At 61.0% G+C, this 18,261-nt stretch carries 20 protein-coding genes and 1 pseudogene; 12 read left to right on the top strand and 9 right to left on the bottom strand.

Annotation, left to right across the window (positions count from 1 at the left end; translation table 11 throughout):
- Nucleotides 1–57 precede the first annotated feature (57 nt).
- Nucleotides 58–528: an SRPBCC family protein gene (locus C5P05_RS09490; protein WP_114969596.1), complete on the top strand. Its 471-nt coding sequence runs from the start codon at nucleotides 58–60 to the stop codon at nucleotides 526–528.
- Nucleotides 529–563: 35 nt separating this feature from the next.
- Here the strand turns inward: C5P05_RS09490 and C5P05_RS09485 are convergent, their stop codons facing one another.
- Both C5P05_RS09485 and C5P05_RS09480 read right to left on the bottom strand, forming a co-directional pair.
- On the bottom strand, nucleotides 564–1,739 hold the full coding sequence (locus C5P05_RS09485) for an HD-GYP domain-containing protein (protein WP_114969595.1): 1,176 nt from the start codon (nucleotides 1,737–1,739) through the stop codon (nucleotides 564–566).
- 142 nt (nucleotides 1,740–1,881) lie between these two features.
- Nucleotides 1,882–2,808: a DUF808 domain-containing protein gene (locus tag C5P05_RS09480; RefSeq protein ID WP_114969594.1), complete on the bottom strand. Its 927-nt coding sequence runs from the start codon at nucleotides 2,806–2,808 to the stop codon at nucleotides 1,882–1,884.
- A 159-nt stretch (nucleotides 2,809–2,967) separates the two neighbouring features.
- Between C5P05_RS09480 and C5P05_RS09475 the strand changes: the two genes are divergently transcribed.
- A complete protein-coding gene (locus C5P05_RS09475; RefSeq protein WP_114969593.1) occupies nucleotides 2,968–4,086 on the top strand; it encodes a beta-ketoacyl-ACP synthase III in 1,119 nt (372 codons plus the stop codon).
- Here C5P05_RS09475 and C5P05_RS09470 read toward each other — a convergent pair whose 3' ends face one another.
- The 4 genes from C5P05_RS09470 to C5P05_RS09455 form a co-directional block, all read right to left on the bottom strand.
- Nucleotides 4,087–4,614 (bottom strand): GNAT family N-acetyltransferase, encoded by a 528-nt coding sequence (locus C5P05_RS09470; RefSeq protein ID WP_114969628.1) that lies wholly within the window; start codon nucleotides 4,612–4,614, stop codon nucleotides 4,087–4,089.
- A 70-nt stretch (nucleotides 4,615–4,684) separates the two neighbouring features.
- On the bottom strand, nucleotides 4,685–4,930 hold the full coding sequence (locus C5P05_RS09465; protein ID WP_114969592.1) for a hypothetical protein: 246 nt from the start codon (nucleotides 4,928–4,930) through the stop codon (nucleotides 4,685–4,687).
- A complete protein-coding gene (locus tag C5P05_RS09460; RefSeq protein ID WP_114969591.1) occupies nucleotides 4,923–5,717 on the bottom strand; it encodes an alpha/beta fold hydrolase in 795 nt (264 codons plus the stop codon). Before C5P05_RS09460 ends, C5P05_RS09465 begins: the two co-directional genes overlap by 8 nt.
- A gap of 6 nt (nucleotides 5,718–5,723) precedes the next feature.
- A complete protein-coding gene (locus C5P05_RS09455; protein ID WP_114969590.1) occupies nucleotides 5,724–6,737 on the bottom strand; it encodes a M14 family zinc carboxypeptidase in 1,014 nt (337 codons plus the stop codon).
- A gap of 179 nt (nucleotides 6,738–6,916) precedes the next feature.
- Between C5P05_RS09455 and C5P05_RS33645 the strand changes: the two genes are divergently transcribed.
- The 10 genes and pseudogenes from C5P05_RS33645 to C5P05_RS09420 all read left to right on the top strand — a co-directional run bounded on the left by C5P05_RS33645 (nucleotide 6,917) and on the right by C5P05_RS09420 (nucleotide 16,903).
- Nucleotides 6,917–7,066: a hypothetical protein gene (locus C5P05_RS33645; protein WP_157979276.1), complete on the top strand. Its 150-nt coding sequence runs from the start codon at nucleotides 6,917–6,919 to the stop codon at nucleotides 7,064–7,066.
- 85 nt (nucleotides 7,067–7,151) lie between these two features.
- Complete coding sequence (locus C5P05_RS09450) at nucleotides 7,152–7,733, top strand: DJ-1/PfpI family protein (RefSeq protein WP_198674683.1); 582 nt, start codon at nucleotides 7,152–7,154, stop codon at nucleotides 7,731–7,733.
- A gap of 62 nt (nucleotides 7,734–7,795) precedes the next feature.
- On the top strand, nucleotides 7,796–8,161 hold the full coding sequence (locus C5P05_RS09445) for a ribbon-helix-helix domain-containing protein (RefSeq protein ID WP_114969588.1): 366 nt from the start codon (nucleotides 7,796–7,798) through the stop codon (nucleotides 8,159–8,161).
- A gap of 195 nt (nucleotides 8,162–8,356) precedes the next feature.
- Nucleotides 8,357–9,979, top strand: a complete 1,623-nt coding sequence (ipdC, locus tag C5P05_RS09440; RefSeq protein WP_114969587.1) for an indolepyruvate/phenylpyruvate decarboxylase — start codon at nucleotides 8,357–8,359, stop codon at nucleotides 9,977–9,979.
- A gap of 333 nt (nucleotides 9,980–10,312) precedes the next feature.
- Nucleotides 10,313–10,921: pseudogene (locus tag C5P05_RS35265) on the top strand (c-type cytochrome); the annotation flags it as partial.
- A 48-nt stretch (nucleotides 10,922–10,969) separates the two neighbouring features.
- Nucleotides 10,970–12,241 (top strand): cytochrome c, encoded by a 1,272-nt coding sequence (locus C5P05_RS35120; RefSeq protein WP_420130737.1) that lies wholly within the window; start codon nucleotides 10,970–10,972, stop codon nucleotides 12,239–12,241.
- Between the two features lie 43 nt (nucleotides 12,242–12,284).
- Entirely contained in the window at nucleotides 12,285–13,922 is a 1,638-nt protein-coding gene (gene ushA, locus C5P05_RS09430; RefSeq protein ID WP_114969586.1) for a bifunctional UDP-sugar hydrolase/5'-nucleotidase UshA, read from the top strand.
- A gap of 54 nt (nucleotides 13,923–13,976) precedes the next feature.
- Nucleotides 13,977–14,126, top strand: coding sequence for a hypothetical protein (locus tag C5P05_RS34020; protein ID WP_198674682.1), 150 nt, complete (start codon nucleotides 13,977–13,979; stop codon nucleotides 14,124–14,126).
- 46 nt (nucleotides 14,127–14,172) lie between these two features.
- On the top strand, nucleotides 14,173–16,269 hold the full coding sequence (locus C5P05_RS09425) for a PAS domain-containing sensor histidine kinase (RefSeq protein WP_114969585.1): 2,097 nt from the start codon (nucleotides 14,173–14,175) through the stop codon (nucleotides 16,267–16,269).
- Nucleotides 16,256–16,903 (top strand): pseudouridine synthase, encoded by a 648-nt coding sequence (locus C5P05_RS09420; protein ID WP_114969584.1) that lies wholly within the window; start codon nucleotides 16,256–16,258, stop codon nucleotides 16,901–16,903. The genes C5P05_RS09425 and C5P05_RS09420 overlap by 14 nt, the downstream gene beginning before the upstream one ends.
- On the opposite strand, the gene C5P05_RS09415 is transcribed toward C5P05_RS09420, so the two are convergent.
- From C5P05_RS09415 to C5P05_RS09405, 3 genes are all read right to left on the bottom strand, one after another.
- Complete coding sequence (locus C5P05_RS09415) at nucleotides 16,890–17,111, bottom strand: CsbD family protein (protein WP_114969583.1); 222 nt, start codon at nucleotides 17,109–17,111, stop codon at nucleotides 16,890–16,892. The two genes, C5P05_RS09420 and C5P05_RS09415, sit on opposite strands and share 14 nt — an antisense overlap.
- 54 nt (nucleotides 17,112–17,165) lie before the next feature.
- On the bottom strand, nucleotides 17,166–17,480 hold the full coding sequence (locus C5P05_RS09410) for a BON domain-containing protein (RefSeq protein ID WP_114969582.1): 315 nt from the start codon (nucleotides 17,478–17,480) through the stop codon (nucleotides 17,166–17,168).
- An 88-nt stretch (nucleotides 17,481–17,568) separates the two neighbouring features.
- Nucleotides 17,569–18,141, bottom strand: a complete 573-nt coding sequence (locus C5P05_RS09405) for a ferritin-like domain-containing protein (protein WP_114969581.1) — start codon at nucleotides 18,139–18,141, stop codon at nucleotides 17,569–17,571.
- Between the last annotated feature and the right edge of the window lie 120 nt (nucleotides 18,142–18,261).

The following is an 18,261-nucleotide window of genomic DNA, read 5'->3' as shown; positions in this document are numbered from 1 at the left end:
TTTCAGGCGTGTACCATTGCCTCGCGACTGCCCATCAATAACTCACGCGAGCTGCCCATGACCATCAACGTAAACATCGATCTTGGCTACGAATTTGAAGTCAAAGCCAGTGCCAAAGACGTCTTTGACGTTCTTTCTGATGTCCCCACCTCGGCCAGCTTCTTTCCCAAGGTGGACAAACTGGTCGACCTCGGGGACGGCACTTATCGTTGGGAAATGGCAAAAATCGGGATCGCGCAGATCCACCTGCAAACCATCTACGCGTCGAAGTATGTGTCCGACAGCGCCAAAGGCACGGTCGTCTGGACACCGGTCAAAGGCGAAGGAAACGCACTGGTGTCGGGCAGCTGGAAGATTAGCGACAAGAAGAAATCCACACACATCGTGCTGCAAATCACGGGTGACCTCAGCATTCCCCTGCCCGGCCTGATGAAAATGGTGGTGGCGCCCGTGGTGGAGTCGGAGTTCGAAAAAATGATTGAGCAGTACATCGACAATCTGACCCAGCGCTTTGGTGGCGAGGCCTGATCCGGCAGCGACTGCAGGGCGCCAGCGCTTACGGCTCAATGCGACTGGGCGGTAGGCGGCGTCTCCTGGGCAGGCGGTGCGGCGGAGAAGCCGTACAAACGTTCAGGCGGCAAACGCATCAGCATCGCTTTGTCAGCCACATTGCCCACAATTGCAAAGGCAGCTTGTCCCGTGTCATGACGTACGGTCCGGGCGACGGGACGCCCGGCGGTGTCCGTGATGGCGGCCACGATGGGTGCCCGTGCGTTCCCGGTCCGCTGAACCACGACGCCCAGCTCGCCTGAGGCGAGTTTGACAAAATCACCGGGCGGATAGATTCCAAACTCTTTGATGACGGTTGTCGACAGGACACCGCCCTTGTCCTCGCGATAGAGCTCACGAACCGCCTCTTGCGGTGACAATGCCGCGCGCAGGGCACGAGGGCTTATTTTTGCCATGAACACATCCGCCACCCGCAGCGCGACGGCCATCTCGCAGACATCCTCGCGCCCAAGCGGATAGCCGCTTCCATCGGGTCGCTCATGGTGCTGCGCGACGGCGGCCAGCCAGTCGCTATCGGTCACACCGGCCTTCTCCAGCAATTCAACGGATTGAGCGGGATGCGCTTGAATGGCGGCCCGCTGTTTGTCCTTCATGGGTACATCCTGCCCCGCCATTTGTCCCTGCAGGTCCAGAATCGTTATGTTCATGGTGAGCGCCGCCTTGACCAGGCTCATCACGCGCTCCGTGGGCCAGCGCAGATGACGGGACATCAAAATGCACAGCACGGCGGTATGCACCGAATGGCTGTAACCGTAATAAAAATTCTTGGCATTGTCCTGGCGCACACTGCGGTAAATGCCGACGTCCGGGTTGAGGTCGACAAGTTCCAGAACGTGATGCGCAAACTGATCCACACGTTCGGCAAAATCAGGCTGTTGGGTCACGTCAGTCAGCAGTTTTTTCAAACCTTCCGCCGTCTGCTCCCACAAACCAAAAAGATTGGGCGGTGCTACGGGGGCCTTGGCTTGTTCTGGCTCGGCATTGCGCTCTACCAGCCTGACTTCTTCCGCATCCACAAAGGCGCCACGCTGGAGCAGGAGTTCAAGCTGATGCTCGCTCTCGACGACATGCCCCCTCGACAGCAACAGCAGGCCCTCGGCGTCACGCACGTTCCATGGCAAGGGCGTACCGATCTGGACTTTCGAGCGCGGCAGTCTCAACATTTTCATAATCAATCCGCCTCCAATCGGGTCTCAGGGCGTTCATGTGATGCTGTGAAACAAGAACAATCCACTTCCGTCAGTACATTCAATTTGCTATATATTCAATAGCTTAAAGCGCTTATTCCATATGGGCTAGTGGCCAGAATAATCAAGAAAAACCTTGCCTCACCCGTTTCACCACTGCCACGCAGGCCAATACCGCCGCGCCGGCCAAAATGCCGGCGACCGCATCCAGCAGCAAGGGAACAAGCGATTGCAGGGCTGTGCCCACGCCCGAGCTCCATTGCTCAATCGCATGATGCACCGCGGGAATACCATGCGTCAAGATGCCTCCCCCAACCAGAAACATGGCCGCGGTTCCGGCAATAGACAAGCCCTTCATGAGGTAAGGTGCAAACCTGAGAATGCCCCGCCCCACACGGCGCCGAATCCGAGCCGCGACATCGTCACCCGCTTGTTGACTGAGGTAGAGCCCGCCATCGTCCAGCTTGACAATGCACGCCACCAGGCCATAGACGCCGACCGTCATTAGCACGGCGATGCCACTCAGGACGCTTACTTGCGTGGCCAGCGGGCTGCTCTGCACCGTGCCCAGCGTGATGGCAATGATCTCGGCCGACAGGATGAAATCGGTTCGTACGGCGCCCTTGATTTTTTCCTTCTCCAGCGCCACCAGGTCGATCGACGGGTTGGCCAGCGCCTGCACCAGTTGGGCACGGTGACGCGCCTCCTCGGCGCTGTTGCTCAAGAACTTGTGCGCCAGTTTTTCGAAACCCTCAAAGCACAAATAAGCGCCACCCACCATCAACAGCGGCGTCACCGCCCAGGGCGCCAGCGCGCTGATGGCAATCGCCGACGGCACCAGAATCGCCTTGTTGACGAATGAGCCTTTGCACACCGCCCAGACCACCGGTAGCTCACGGTCGGCTTTGACACCCGCGACCTGCTGGGCGTTCAGGGCCAGATCATCCCCCAGTACACCGGCGGTTTTCTTGGCGGCCACTTTGGTCAAAAGGGCCACGTCGTCCAGTACGGTGGCAATGTCGTCAATCAGTGCGAGCAGGCTGCTGGCCATAGGTTGGAGCTTTCTGGGGTTGGGTGCCATCGGGCAAAGCGAGATTGTCGCCGCAGTCCAGGCGGGTCGAACATCCATGGCCGGGAAGCCAGGGCGACTCGGCCGATAATCGCCGCTTTGTTGGACCGCTCCAACCCCCTACTTTTCAGGACAATCGCTATGCATCGTGTCGCCATCAGCAGTACCGGACTTTATACCCCGCCTGAGGTCATCAGCAATGAAGAGCTGGTTGCAGCCTTCAACAGCTTCGCCGAGCTGGAAAACGCCAGCCATGCGGGCGACATTGAAGCAGGCACGCGCCGCGCCATCCCGCCCTCAAGCGTCGAGTTCATCGAGAAAGCCTCGGGCATCAAGCAACGCTACGTGATGGAAAAAACCGGTGTACTCGATCCCAAGCGCATGCGGCCGCGCCTGCAAGCCCGCCCCGATACCGAAATTTCCCTGATGGCTGAAATTGGCGTGGCTGCGGCGCGGGATGCGCTGGCACGCGCTGGCAAACAGGCCGAGGATATTGACGGCGTGATTTGCGCTTGCGCCAATATGCAGCGGGCCTACCCGGCCATGGCGGTGGAAATCCAGACGGCGCTGGGCATCAAGGGCTTCGGCTTTGACATGAATGTGGCCTGTTCATCGGCCACCTTTGCCATTGAGATGGCGGTCAACGCCGTCAAGACCGGCTCGGCCCGCGCCATTTTGGTGGTTGATCCGGAAATCACCTCGCCCCATCTGGCCTGGAAAGACCGGGACTGCCATTTCATCTTTGGCGATGTCTGTACCGCCATCCTGGTTGAGCGATTGGAGAACGCGCCCGCCGGCGCGTTTGAGATCATCGGCACACGCTTGCTCACCACGTTCTCCAACAACATTCGCAACAACGCAGGCTATATGTCGCGCAGTGAAGACCGGAATCCAGAGGACCGCGATCAGCTGTTCTACCAGGAGGGCCGCAAAGTCTTCAAGGAAGTGTGTCCGATGGCGGCCGAGCACATCACCCATCACCTCGCGGAACATGGTCTGACGCCCGCCGGGGTACGCCGCTTCTGGTTGCATCAGGCCAACTTGGCCATGAACCAGCTGATTGGCCGAAAACTGCTGGGACGCGATGCTTCGCGCGACGACGCACCGGTGATTCTGGACGAATTTGCCAACACGGCCTCAGCGGGCTCGATCATCGCCTTTCACCGCCACCACGATGACATCCAGGCCGGCGAAGTGGGCGTGATCTGCTCCTTCGGGGCCGGCTATTCGATAGGCAGCGTGGTGCTGCGCCGCACTTGATCAGCTCAGGTCGCGTTTCATCCGGATTTCTTCCACTTTGACGGTGCCGATGGCCACGGTCTTGATGCTGGTCATCTCCCGTTTGAAGCCGGCCAGATCGTGAAAACGCAGGGCGCGCTCGTTACCCAAGGGGACCCACAGCGTGACTTTGGTGCAGCCCTCTTCCAGCAAACCGTCGCGGGCGGCGTCCCACAGTGCCAGGCCAACGCCCTGTCCCCAATGCGACGTGGCGGCATAGATCGCCCAGATTTCACCCATGGTGTTGGGCGTGCCCTTGTCACGCGAACGGTCGAAACCGACAAAGCCGACGACTTGCCCCTCATCGACCGCTACATAAACCTGGGGTTCGTTGAACTCAATGGCGTCGCGCCAGTAGGCCTGGCTTTTGTCGACGGGGATGGCAGGCATCTGTTCACCGGGAACGACGCTCTTGAATGCAGCCTGGCTGGCACTGACATGAATTTCGGCAATTGCCTTGGCATCGCGCAGTGTTGCGGGCCGGACCTCAAAGTTGGACGTACTGGACATGAAAAATGTTTGGTGGGCCAAACGAATAGTGAAAATTGGAGCTAGATTGTCGCCGCAATCCCCATGCCCTTTATTTCCGGTAAACGTAGAGCCCAAGGCACAGGGCAGCCCCGACGGCATACAGCAACCAGGTCGCTGAAATGGCATACGGGTAGAGCATGAGTGCGACCCCTATCCATTTGGGTGCGGGCAGCGCGGCTTTCTTGCCGTACCGGTACGCCGCATAACCCACGATGCCAAAGACGATGGCGCCCAGCATATACATCGGGCCTGGCAGGGTGATGCCGAGGGTTTCCAGAGACTTGAGTTCATTCATGGGCGCTGGCAGTGTACGCGGCGCTGTCAAACAGCCAGACCCGAACCTGCGCCGCCACCCACGGACCGTCGTCCAGCGGCAGATCGTGACCCGCGCTGGGGTGCAGGCGCAGATCGCACTGCCAGTGCCGAGCCAGCGTTTTGGAGCATTCAACCGAAACCAGATGATCCTGCGCGCTGGCCAGCAGCAGTGTGGGGACCAGCGGCTTGACGCCGGACGCACGAAAACCGGCGGCGGCGACCAGTTGCCGCAGCGCATTGCCGCGTGACACGGGCCGGTCTCGTCGCAGCGCCAGCCAGCGTGGCAATACGTCGTCGATGGCGTGGTTGCTCGTAATGCGCAGGATGCTGCGCTCCCACACCTCGGGCGTTCCGCCCAACAGAACCAGTTTCGCCAAAACGCCATAGTTGGAGGGACGAAGGCGCTGCCAAATCGGGTTGAAGGGTCGCATGCTGGTATTGATGAGCACGTTGGCAGCCAACTCTTGCGGATATGCTTGCGCCCAGGCCGCGGCCACCATGGCACCGAGCGACATGGCCAGCACATGGTAGGGCGGCGCGATCTGGCGTGCGGCGAGCTGGGCGCGACAGTGGGCCACCATGTCCTGCACGCGCAGCGGGCTGCGTTGCTGGTTCAGCTGGCCGTTGCCGGGCAGGTCCAGCGTCACGACCCGGCTGTCCGGCAGCGCCTGCTGAAATTGCCCGACAAAGTCGCCCCAGTGCCGGCTCTCGCGTGTCAAGCCGCGCAGGAAAATCCAGGTGAATGAGGTGTAACTATCGGCGTTCATGCGACCTCAGTACCAGTCTTGCAGCGCCTGCGCATGGTGCTGGGCGCGGGTTTCGCTCCCCGGCAACCAAAGCGGGTGGCCGCAGGCGGCGCGCGACAGGAAATCCAGCAAGAGCTGATGCTGGCGCAACACGCGCTGCTGCCGGTGTTCAATCAAGGGGTTAAAAATGCCGTGGCGCGTGAACAGCTGACGCGGATTCTTCTTGACCCAGAGCCAGGAGCCCATCTCCAGCGTGAGCGGCAAAAACACGCGCTGCGGCTGGACACAGGATTGCAGGTACAAATAGTCCCAAATATCGCCATGCGCCAGGTACTGCAGGCTTTGCGGCTCGATGATGTAGCGGTGGTGGCTGTTCGACTGGACAAAAATGCTCTTCAGCGCATGCATCTCGGCCAGGTGCGTGATGGGCGCACGCTTGTGCGCATAGGGAAACCAGATACGGTCGCGGGCGCCGAAGCCCGAATGGCAGTCCACCGACAGGCTGAAGTCACGCGACAGCAGTTCGGTGTTCACCACATCACACACCGCCTGGTTCTCGATTTCCATCGGTTTGGACTTGGGGCCGCGGTACCAGGGCAAGCCGGCGCTGAGGCGCTGACCGCCCACCAGAAAAGGCACGGGATCGCTTGCCTCCACGGGCGCGTTGCGCATCAGGTCCACGCCGTGGGGATTGGCCCGCGTGCCGAGCGCCATGCCGCCGGGGTTGACAATGGGCATGAACACCAGCCGCACCGATTCGAGCTGTTTGTGCAGCGTGCTGTCCCATTGCAGGCGCATGACCAGGCTTTGCAGGTAGGCAATCACCACACCGGCACCGATGCGCTCCAGGCCATGAACACCGCCAAAATAACCCACGGCCGGCACCTCGCGCGCCGGGTTGCCCAGCGTGATCACATGCACCGGGTAGGCGCCGCCGCCCGGCAAATTCACTTCACAGACCACGCGCGACTCCAACCGGCCGGCGCCCAATTCAATGATGCGCTCCAGCGCGTCCAGTTCGGGCAACTTAAGTGCGGTCACGACGACCTTGGGGCGGTGGTTGCAGGGCTAAAAGCATCGCGGGCAAGCATACCGTCGGTAACACCGCAAGCGCAACTCGTGCGTATGCCGGCGTCGTAATTCGGCACTGACACGAAGCTGTCACAGGATGCGACTAACTTGTCTGTTCATCCAACTACGGGCCTTCAGGCTCTCACACCATGTTGCACAAAGCCGCTTTTTTTCGCGCACTCGCCATTCCGGCCTGCCTGGTCTGGGGTGTGCTCGAATTCTTCGCCCTGCAGCGCTCCCGCTTGCTGGGCCGGCGCACAAACGCCAAAAGCGAAGCCCACAGCGTGCTACTGGGGTAAACGCTTAGTGCCGTAGTAATGCGCTGTTACCCATACGGGGAGCCGACGCCGCACACTGGCCGCTCCAACTTTCAAGGAGACTGTGATGGCCAAGAAAATTCTGATGCTGTGCGGCGACTATGGTGAAGACTACGAAACCATGGTGCCCTTCCAGACCCTGCTCGCCGTCGGCCACACCGTGCACGCGGTGTGTCCGGACAAGAAAGCCGGCGACTACGTCATGACCGCAATTCACGACTTCGAAGGGGCGCAGACCTACAGCGAAAAACCGGGCCACCACTTTGGCCTGAACTTCAGCTTTGCCGAGGTCAACACCGCCAACTATGACGCGCTGCTGATCCCCGGCGGACGCGGCCCCGAGTATTTGCGGCTCAACCCCCGTGTGCTGGCGATCACCAAAGAGTTTGCCGACGCCGGCAAGCCGATTGCGGCCGTGTGCCACGGCGCCCAACTGCTGGCCGCCGTGCCCGGCATCATCCGGGGCAAGCGCATCAGCGCCTACCCGGCCTGCCGGCCGGAGGTAGAGCTGGCGGGCGCCATCTTTGCCGAGATTGCCATCGACGCCGCCGTCACCGACGGTCAATACGTCACCGCGCCCGCCTGGCCGGCGCACCCCGCCTGGCTGTCGCAGTTCATGGCCTTGCTGGGTACGAAAATTACCCACTAGCCACAAGCAGCCCCGGCGCTTATGCTTTGGGGCTACTTTTTTGATACGCGAAGGAGACCGGCATGTGTCAAATTTTTGTCCGCGCCAATCCGCAAAGCTATGAAGCCACCACGCGCAGCATCCGCCTGCACGGCGTGGTCACCAGTGTCCGGCTGGAAAACCTGTTTTGGGACACGCTGGAGGAAATCGGCGCCCGCGACGGCATGACGGTGCCGCAACTGCTCTCCAGGCTCTACGATGAACTGCTGGAACACCGCGGCGATATCCCCAATTTTTCAAGTTTCTTGCGCGTGTCCTGCCTACGTTACCGGACCTTGCAGGTGGAGCAGCGCATCCCCAGCGATGTCAGCATCCCGATCCGCTCACTCAACGCACATGCCGTGTTGCGGGGGCTGCGACCTGGCCTGGTCGACGCCAACGCTGGCTAGCCTTCTCCGCCCGAGAGAATATCGCGCGACCTTGAGGTCTGCTGCGTGGTCAGGGTTTTCGGGGTGTGCCGGCACCCGCGCCGGGAAAGCGCACGAAACGTGTGCAGCGGGGCCGTGACAGGCTGAATTTCGACGGCTTCGTGCGACGGGTTCGCTCCATAATTTTTTCATCACATGAACCCGGAGCACCCGCGCATGAATCTCACTGAATCCTTGCTGCACGCCCTCAAGGCGCACGGCGCGCGCCAAATCTTTGGCATCCCCGGTGACTTCGCGCTGCCTTATTTCCGCGTCATCGAAGAATCGCAGATTCTGCCGCTCTACACCCTGTCGCACGAACCCGGTGTTGGTTTTGCCGCCGACGCATCGGCGCGCATCAACTGCGGTCTCGGTGTGGCCGCTGTGACCTACGGCGCCGGTGCGCTGAACATGGTCAACGCGGTGGCTGCGGCCTTTGCCGAGAAGTCCCCGCTGGTCGTGCTCTCCGGCGGACCCGGCAAGGGCGAGTCGCGTTCCGGCCTGCTGCTACACCATCAGGCCAAGACACTCGATTCGCAGTTTCAGATCTTCAAGGAAATCACCTGCGATCAGGTGCGACTCGATGACGCCGAGCGCGCGCCCGCGGACATCGCCCGCGTACTGGCCAGTTGCCTGCGTAAATCCGAACCGGTCTACATCGAGATTCCCCGCGATATGGTGGCTGTGCCCTGTCAGCCAGTGCTAGCCGAGCTCGCCCTGCCGGTTGATCAGGACGCGCTCAATGCCTGCGTGGATGAGATTCTTCAACGACTGGCCCAGGCCAAGTCACCGGTATTGATGGCGGGCGTCGAAGTGCGCCGTTACGGACTCGAAGACAAAGTCGCGGTGTTGTCACGACGCCTCGGCATTCCGGTGGTGACCAGCTTCATGGGCCGCGGTTTGCTGGCCGACCAGGATGCGCCACTGCTTGGCACCTACATGGGTGTCGCCGGTTTTCCGGAAGTGACCCAACTGGTCGAAAGCTCGGATGGGCTGTTCCTGCTCGGCGAGATTATTTGCGACACCAATTTCGCCGTGTCCGAAACCAAGATCGACATGCGCAAGACGATTCAGGCGCTCGATGGCCGGGTCTCCATCGGTTATCACACCTACTCGCAATTGCCGCTGGCCGCGGTGGTTGATCGCCTGCTGCTGTGTCTTGGTACCGAAGAAAAGGTGTTTTCCGTGAAGCGCCAGGCTTTTGCGTATGGCATGGTGGCCGATTCGGCAACGATCACGCCAACCGACATCGCCACCGCGGTCAATGACTTGATGCTCGAACACGGCAAGATGCCGATTGCCTCGGACATGGGCGACTGCCTGTTCACGGCGATGGAGATCGAGCACACGGCGCTGGTGGCACCGGGCTACTACGCGACCATGGGCTTTGGCGTGCCGGCCGGCCTGGGTCTGCAGGCCGCCACCGGTCAGCGCCCGCTGATTCTGGTGGGTGACGGCGCATTTCAGATGACTGGCTGGGAGCTGGGCAACTGCAAGCGCTACGGCTGGGACCCAATCGTGCTGGTGTTCAACAACGCCAGCTGGGAGATGCTGCGCACCTTCCAGCCGGAGTCCACGTTCACCGACCTGGGGCATTGGGGCTTTGCCGAGATGGCGGCAGGCCTGGGTGGCGATGGCATTCGGGTGGGAACGCGGACCGAACTGAAGGCAGCGCTGGACAAGGCCAGGGTCACGAGGGGGCGTTTCCAGCTGATCGAGGCGACAATCCCGCGCGGCGTACTCTCGGCGACGCTGGTGCGTTTTGTTGCGGGTGTCAAACGGCTCAACGCCGTCAAATGACGCGATGCCACGCAGACACATTCAAAAGCGCCTGAATCGCCAGACCGGATCGCTGTCCCTCATGGACAGCGCATTTATTTGCTATATATTAAATAGCTTCATGCGCTTATGCCACGAGGGCTAGAGGCTTGTTTTGTTCAAATTATTGAATAAATTCAAACGCAGGGACAGTGTTGCGGGGAACGAGGGAGAAGTTGTTGTCGAGCCTCAGGTGAGGCCAGGACTGGGTGGCTGCACGTCGCTCATAATCCTTCGATTCCAGAATCGCGTTTAACAGCCCCCCGTCATTCTTTATGCTGCGGAACGTGCCCCTTTAGCATTCACGTCCTGCCCATGTTTCCATTTTTCGCTCGCCTCCTGACCATCGCCCTGTTCGGCTGGCTGCCTTTACACACCTCGGCGGCTCCGCAGTTTGAAGACACCATGGCCCAGCGCACCCTCGCCTGTGTCGCCTGTCACGGCAAAGAAGGTCGGGCCGGCCCGGACGGCTACTACCCGCGACTGGCGGGCAAGCCGGCCGGCTACCTCTATAACCAGTTGCTCAATTTTCGGGATGGCAGGCGCCACTATGGCTTGATGACGGGCCTGGTCGATCCGCTGACGGATGCCTATCTGATGGAGATCGCACAGCACTTCTCCCGGCTGGACCTGCCCTATCCGCCGCCCCAGCCCGCCCTGGCGCCGAAAGAGCTGCTGGCGCGGGGCCAGCTGCTGGTGACGCAGGGCGACGCGGGCAAAAAAATACCCGCCTGCAGCCAGTGCCATGGCCAGGCACTGACGGGCGTGACGCCCAACATCCCCGGCCTGCTGGGGCTGTCGCGCGACTACCTGAACGCCCAGCTCGGGGCCTGGCAAACCCGACAGCGCCGCGCGCAGGCACCCGACTGCATGGCGCACATCGCGGGGCAACTCACGCCCCAGGACGTGGCGGCCGTGGCGCACTGGCTGGCCTCGCAAGCCTTGCCGGCCAACACCAAACCGGCCTCCAGCCTGCCACCCGTGCCTCCGGGCGCACAGCGCCAGAGTTGCGGCAGCGCCCCCGTCCCTGTGGCGACGAACAAAACAGCGACAACGCCCATACCAGCAAACCGGGTCGGCCCGGCGGCTGCGCAGGTCGCCCAGGGTGCCTACCTGGCCCGGGCCGGCAACTGCATGGCCTGCCACACGGCGCGGGGCGGGACTCCATTTGCGGGCGGGCGCGGCATCGAGACACCCTTTGGCACGGTGTATTCCAGCAACCTGACATCCGACACAAGCACGGGCCTTGGCAGTTGGTCGTCGAATGATTTCTGGCAGGCCATGCACGACGGCCGCGCCAAAGATGGGCGTTTGCTGAATCCGGCTTTTCCCTACGCCAGCTTCACCCAAGTCACGCGGGCGGACTCGGACGCCCTCTTCGCCTACCTGCAATCGCTGCCGCCCAGCCGGCAACCCAATGCCGACCACGCGTTGCGCTGGCCATTTGGGACGCAGACAGCCTTGGTCATATGGCGCGCCCTCTACTTCACGCCGGGGGTTTACCAGGCCAACACCGCCAAGCCCGCCAGCTGGAACCGGGGCGCCTACCTGGTGCGCGGTTTGGGCCATTGCGGTGCCTGCCACACCCCGCGAAACGCATTGGGGGCCGCCAAGAGTGGGTTTGATCTGGCGGGCGGCATGATGCCGATGCAAAACGGCTATGCCCCTTCATTGCGCTCCCCGCTTGAAGCCGGCGTGGCGGGCGGGAACACGCAGCATGTCGTGGCCCTGCTCAAGACGGGGCTGTCGCCAAATGGATCGGCCACGGGACCCATGGCGGAGGTGGTGCGCAACAGCACGCAATACCTGTCCAACAGTGACCTGAGCGCGATGACAGTCTATCTGAAGTCCTTGGTAACTCCCTCGCTTCAAGACACGAGGCCGGCGGCGCCCCACAGCGAGACGGCCAGGCCGGTGCCGGGCAATGGCGCCAAGCTTTACGAGACCCATTGCGTGCAATGCCACGGCGCGCAGGGAGAAGGGGTCAATGGCGCCTACCCGCCGCTGGCTAACAACCGCGCCGTGACCCTGGCCGATACATCCAACCTGGTGCAGATGCTCTTGTTTGGCGGCTATGCGCCTGCCACGGCGGGCAACCCACGCCCCTTTGGCATGCCGCCTTTTGTTCTGAAACTGAACGACAAAGAGACGGCCGCCGTGTTGACTTACATCCGCAACGCCTGGGGCAATACCGCGCCGCAGGTGACAGAACTCAACGTTAATCGTGCGCGTGGGCAGCCATAATCGTCCTCACCCCGTCCCACCCCCACCGACAACAGGATGCTCCATGAACTTCTCCCGGCCCGCCGTCTATCTGCTCATTGCTGCCTCCGTGGCAGGCTGTGCCATCTCCCCCACTGCGGGCCCGGAGAAAGACAAAACCTACCGCATCACCGTGATGCACACCAATGATCACCATGGCCGCTTCTGGAGAAACAGCGATGGCGAATATGGCATGTCGGCGCGCAAAACGGTGATTGACGGCATTCGAAATGAAGTTGCCGCCAGTGGCGGGTACAGCCTGCTGCTCGATGGTGGCGATGTCAACACCGGCGTGCCCGAGTCGGACCTGCAAAACGCCGTGCCCGACTTCAAGGGCATGAACCTGCTCGGTTACCAGGCCATGGCTGTCGGCAACCATGAGTTCGACAAACCGCTGCCGGTGCTGAAGATGCAGCGCGACCTGGCCCAGTTCCCCATGCTGTCGGCCAACATCTACGAGCGCGGCGAACGCATGTTTGCGCCCTACAAGGTCTTCTCACTGGGCGGCGTGCGCGTCGGTGTGATGGGCCTGACCACCGAAGACACTTACAAGCTGGTGCACCCGGACAACGTGAAAAACATCGAGTTTCGCAGCGCGATTGCCGAAGCCACCAAGGTGATGCCGGAGCTGCGCCGCCAGGCCGATGTGGTGATTGCCGCCACGCACATGGGCCACTATGAAGACGGCAGGCATGGCACCCAGTCCGCTGGCGACGTGGAGATGGCGCGCACCGTCAAGGGCATCGACCTGGTGGTCGGTGGCCACACCCAGAATCCGGCCTGCATGAAGGCCGAGAATGTGCTGGACCGGGCCTATGTACCGGGCACGCCCTGCCAGCCTGACCGCCAGAATGGGACCTGGATTGTGCAGGCCCATGAATGGGGAAAGTATGTGGGTCGGGCCGACTTTGAATACCGCAATGGCGAGTTCAAACTGGTGAAATACGCGCTCATCCCCATCAACCTGAAAAAACCGGTCAAGGCGGCGGACGGCAAGACCAGCTTGCTGCCCTATGCCCAGGAAATTGTCGAAGACAAGGAGATGCTGGCGCTGCTGTCGCCCTACCAGTCCTTTGGTCAGGAAAAGCTCGGCATGGAAATCGGCGCCACCGACGCCCGACTGGAAGGCGACCGCGCCGTGGTGCGCGCCAAGCCTGCCGCGATGGGGGTCTTGATTGCTCGCGCCATGATGGATAAAACCAGGGCCGACTTTGCCGTGCTGAACGCCGGCGGCGTGCGTGACTCGCTGGCGGCGGGCAAGATCACCTACAAGGATGTGCTCAAGGTGCAGCCCTTCGGCAACACCGTGGTCACCGTCGACTTGTCCGGCGCCGAGGTGATGGACTATCTGAACGCAGCCGCCAAAATGTCAGCCGGCTCGGGGGCCTTCCCCCAGTTCGCAGGCATCAAACTGGTCATCACGGCTGGCGCCGTCAGCAGCGCCAGTATCAGGAATGCCCCCCTAGAGGCGACAAAGACCTACCGCATGGCGGTCAACAACTTCCAGGCAGCAGGTGGTGACGGTTACCCCAAGCTGACAGGTCACCCGAGCTTTGTGAACAGCGGCTTCGTGGATGCCGATGTGCTGCGTGCCTACGTCACGGCCAACAGTCCGCTAAAGGCATCTGACCTGGAACCAGGCGACGCCGTCGTGCGTAGATAATCATGTGTTCCAGTCTCAATTCGAATGGCTGGGCATGTAACTTAGGAGCCCAAAATGGCAAAAGGTCAGCAAAGCAACAAGATGGTCAAAAAGCCAAAAAAGGACACTGCCCCGCCCAAACCGGTGTCGCCTGACGCGGTGCGCCCCACTGTTACCACGGTGGTGCCGGTGCGCGGGAAGCTGAAAAATGCCCCAACCCGCTAAAAGCAGCAAGCGGTCAATTGAATGCAGTCGGTTTGAGGTTTAAGGCTTGAAACCGAAAGCGATTGCATCCAAGAGGAGTCCGGCCAAGGGTAGAAAGTCGCCACTGCCGCAAATCGTTCAGGATCTGCGCAGCTACCAGGCCGAACTGGAGTCACAAAACAAGGCACTGCGGTACAGCCAGGTCGCAGCAGAAGGCGCATCCGAACGCTTCTTGACCCTTTTTTCCAACGTGCCTCTGGCCCTGATGGTGGTGGACGAAAACGGCTTGGTACTGGAGAGCAATGCCATGGCGTTGCGTCTTTTTCGCCCTCTCGAGCATGATCCGCCGCTGAATTTCCTGTTGCCACTGGTCAGCGCCGAGCAAGTCGACAATGTCGCACAGGCTTTCTCCAGTGCCAAAGATGCGGGAACCAGTGAAACCACCGAAGTGGTATTTTCGTGTGGTTCTGGCGGTGTTTTCACCGGGGACCTGCATATCGCCCGAATCGAAAATGCGCAAGACGAACTGGCGCACTTTATTTGCGCCATCATTGACCAGGGACCCTTGCTGACCCAGCGGCGCGCCTTGCAGACCAGCGCAGTAGAGTTGCAGGAACGCAATGAGGAACTCCAGCTCAGCAAAAACCGCTTGGCGTCCATCATCAATTCCTCTCTCGACGCGATCATTTGCGTGGACCAGGAAAACTGCATCACCATCTTCAACCCCACCGCTGCGGCGCTGTTCCAGTGCACGCCCGCCGAAGCGCTGGGCAGTCAACTTGAACGATTCCTGCCGGACGCGCCTCGAACACTGACCTACGCCCAACTCACCACCCATGCGCAGCTGGGCGAAATGACGGCCCTCACGGCGGGCGGAAGAACAGTCACCATTGAAGCCAGTGTGTCGTTCGAGCATCACCCGGAGGGCGACACCACCACCATTTTTGCCCGCGATCTCACCGCCCGCAAAAAAATTGAGGCGCATCGCAATGCCCTGGAATCCCAGCTACGGGAGTCCCACAAGATGCAGGCCGTGGGAACCATGGCGGGCGGCATCGCGCACGATTTCAACAACATCATCAGCGCCATTCTTGGCAACGTGGAACTCGCCCGGCAGGACGCCGGAGCGCAGTCACCAGCGCTTGTCAGCCTTAACGAGATCGACAAGGCCGGTCGGCGGGCACGCGATCTGGTGCGGCAAATTCTGACCTTCAGCCGCAATGAGTCACCGAAACGGGTTCCGATTCAATTGGCGGATGTCGTGGCAGAAACTGTCAATTTAATGAAGGTTGCCCTACCACCGACGGTGGAAATGCTGGTCAGTATTGACCCGGACACGCCGCCGGTACTGGCCGATGCCACGCAGGTGGAACAGGCGCTGCTCAATCTTTGTACCAACGCCATCCACGCGATTGGCGCCCACCGGGGCACGGTCAGCATCGAGCTCGGCTACTACCTGCCGACGGGTGCCGGGGCAGTCGAGCGCCGGGGCGGAGCCCGGGGCCCGCATGTCAGGTTGTCGGTTCGTGACACCGGCAGCGGCATCGACGCCGATACGCTGCAACGTGTTTTCGAGCCCTTCTTCACCACCAAGCCCGTGGGACAGGGAACGGGCTTGGGTCTGGCCGTGGTTCACGGTGTCATGCGCACCCACCAGGGCACGGTTGACGTGCAGAGCACACCCGATACAGGTAGCGTTTTTACCCTTTATTTTCCTGTCGCCAGCGACGCTGTCCTACCCGTTCCAGTGGAAACACCGAAGCCGAAGACCGTGGATGGCATGGGCAAACACGTCATGTATGTTGATGACGACGAGGCGCTGGTGTTTCTGGTGGACCGCACACTCACGCGACGGGGCTTCGAGGTGAGCACCTTCACGGACCCCCGACTCGCGGTCGCCGCGTTGCGGGCTCACCCGCTGGACTTCGACCTGGTGGTGACCGACTACAACATGCCGGGCTACAGCGGCGTCGAACTCTTACGCGAGGCGCGCCTGATTCGCCCCGAGCTTCCGGTGGCACTGGCTTCCGGCTATGTCACCCCCGAGATTGAGCAAAGCGCGCTGGCAGAAGGTGCGCGGGCACTGATTCACAAACCCAACGACGTGGACGAGATGTGTGAGACCTTGCAGCGGCTCCTGCAAATCAGCGATGCACCCTGCTGAGCTCACGGTCCTGTACGCCGACGACGCCATGCTGGTGCTGGACAAGCCCGCGGGTCTGCTGTCGGTGCCTGGTCGCGGTGAGGACAAACAAGACTGCCTGAGTGCACGGGCACAGGGTCTTCACCCAGATGCGCTAATCGTGCACCGGCTCGACATGGCGACCTCGGGTGTGATGGTGCTGGCGCGTGGAGCGGCGGTACAACGCATCTTGAATCATGCTTTTGCCAGCCGTGCCGTGACCAAACGCTACATCGCCATTGTGGAGGGGCATCTGGCTGCGCCCCCTGAAACCTGGGGAGTGATTGACTTGCCCATCATCGTGGATTGGCCCAACCGGCCACGCCGTGTGATTGACCACCAGACCGGCAAGCCCAGCATGACACGCTGGTGCGTGCTGTCACATGACACGGCCCTGAATACCACCCGGGTCGAACTGGAACCCGTGACGGGACGGTCCCACCAGCTGCGCGTGCACTTGCTGGCCATGGGACATGCGATTCTCGGGGATGCACTGTACGGCAGCCAGCAAGTCCACGCCATGGCGGACCGCTTGCTGCTGCATGCGTGCTCAATTGAACTGAGTCACCCGGTGACGGCCCAGCCCATGCGCTTCGTCAGTTCTAGTCCTTTTTGAACCACGAATCGCTCGCCTTGCGTTGCCACTCGGTAACCTGTTTTTCGGCCTCGTCCTTGGCCACGCCGTAGCGTTCCTGGATCTTGCCAGCGAGTTGGTCGCGGCGACCGGCGACGACGTCAAAGTCATCGTCAGTCAGCTTGCCCCATTGCTCCTTGGCCTGGCCAATGACTTGTTTCCAGTTACCTTGTATTTGGTCCCAGTTCATATAGATCTCCTTCGAGGATGTATCAAGAATTACGGCTTGGATGGCGCGAAAACTTTAAGGGCGGATCGCGATTTCGTTCTTGATCGCCTTCACGCCGGGAACGCCACGCGCGAGGCCCTCGGCGGAATTTTTCTCAGTCAGGCTCTTGGCAAAGCCCGACAGCATGACCGTGCCATTGAGGGTTTCGACCCGGATGCTGGATGCGTCAACGTAGGTGTTTTCGACAAAACGCGCCTTGACGCGCGTTGTGATGGTGGTGTCGTCAACGTACGCACCAACGGTTTCCTGGCCGCGCGTGACGGCGCAGCCGGCGGCGGTAAGCAAAACGACGGCAGTCATGGCGGCGGCAAGTGTGGTTCGGATGTACATAAAAATCTCCAGTTAAAGTTGATAGTTGCTTGAATTCAAGCGGATGGTGAAGGACCCCACCACCCCTGGGCGGAAAGTTGCGAGAGCTTCAGTCGGCAAGCCAGTCCTTCAGCTCTTCGGCATGTTCTTGTTCAACGCTCAGAATGTCTTCGAGCAGGCGTCGGGTCGTGGAGTCCTTGTCGCCGATCAAAGCAATGATCTGGCTGTAGCTCTCAATGGCCACGCGCTCGGCAATCAGATTGGCTTTGATCATTGCTTTCAAGTCCGGCGAATCGTCGTAGGCGGCGTGACTGCGCTTGGTCAGCGAGTCCGGCGAGAAGTCAGGTTCACCACCGAGCTGCACGATGCGTTGGGCCAGCCGGTCCGCATGGGCCGACTCATCGTTCGCATGAACGAGAAACTCTTCGGCGATCTTCGCTGACGCCAAGCCTTGCGCGGTGAAATGATGCCGCTTGTAGCGCAGCACGCACACCAGCTCAGTGGCCAGAGAATCGTTGAGTAGCTTGATGATGTCCTCACGCCACGGACCGTAGCTGGGTGTCACGGCGCCCTGGTCCAGGCTGCGTTTTGCGGCATCGATAGCCGCATCATTCAACACCATGCGCTTAGTGTCGTTCGCTGCAAGGTGCTTGATGTTGGTGGGTTCATTTTTCGCGACCATGGGGTTTCCTCGTTAATGTGACTTGCCTGCTGCGCTGGCGCATCAAGCTGATGTAACAACTGTAAAAGCACGGCATCCCGGCCCCTATCGGAGCCCACCGCCTTCCAATGTAGGACGGCG

The organism is Rhodoferax ferrireducens, from assembly GCF_003347515.1.
GTDB lineage: Bacteria > Pseudomonadota > Gammaproteobacteria > Burkholderiales > Burkholderiaceae_C > Rhodoferax.
This window is presented reverse-complemented; position numbering and strand designations above follow the sequence as displayed.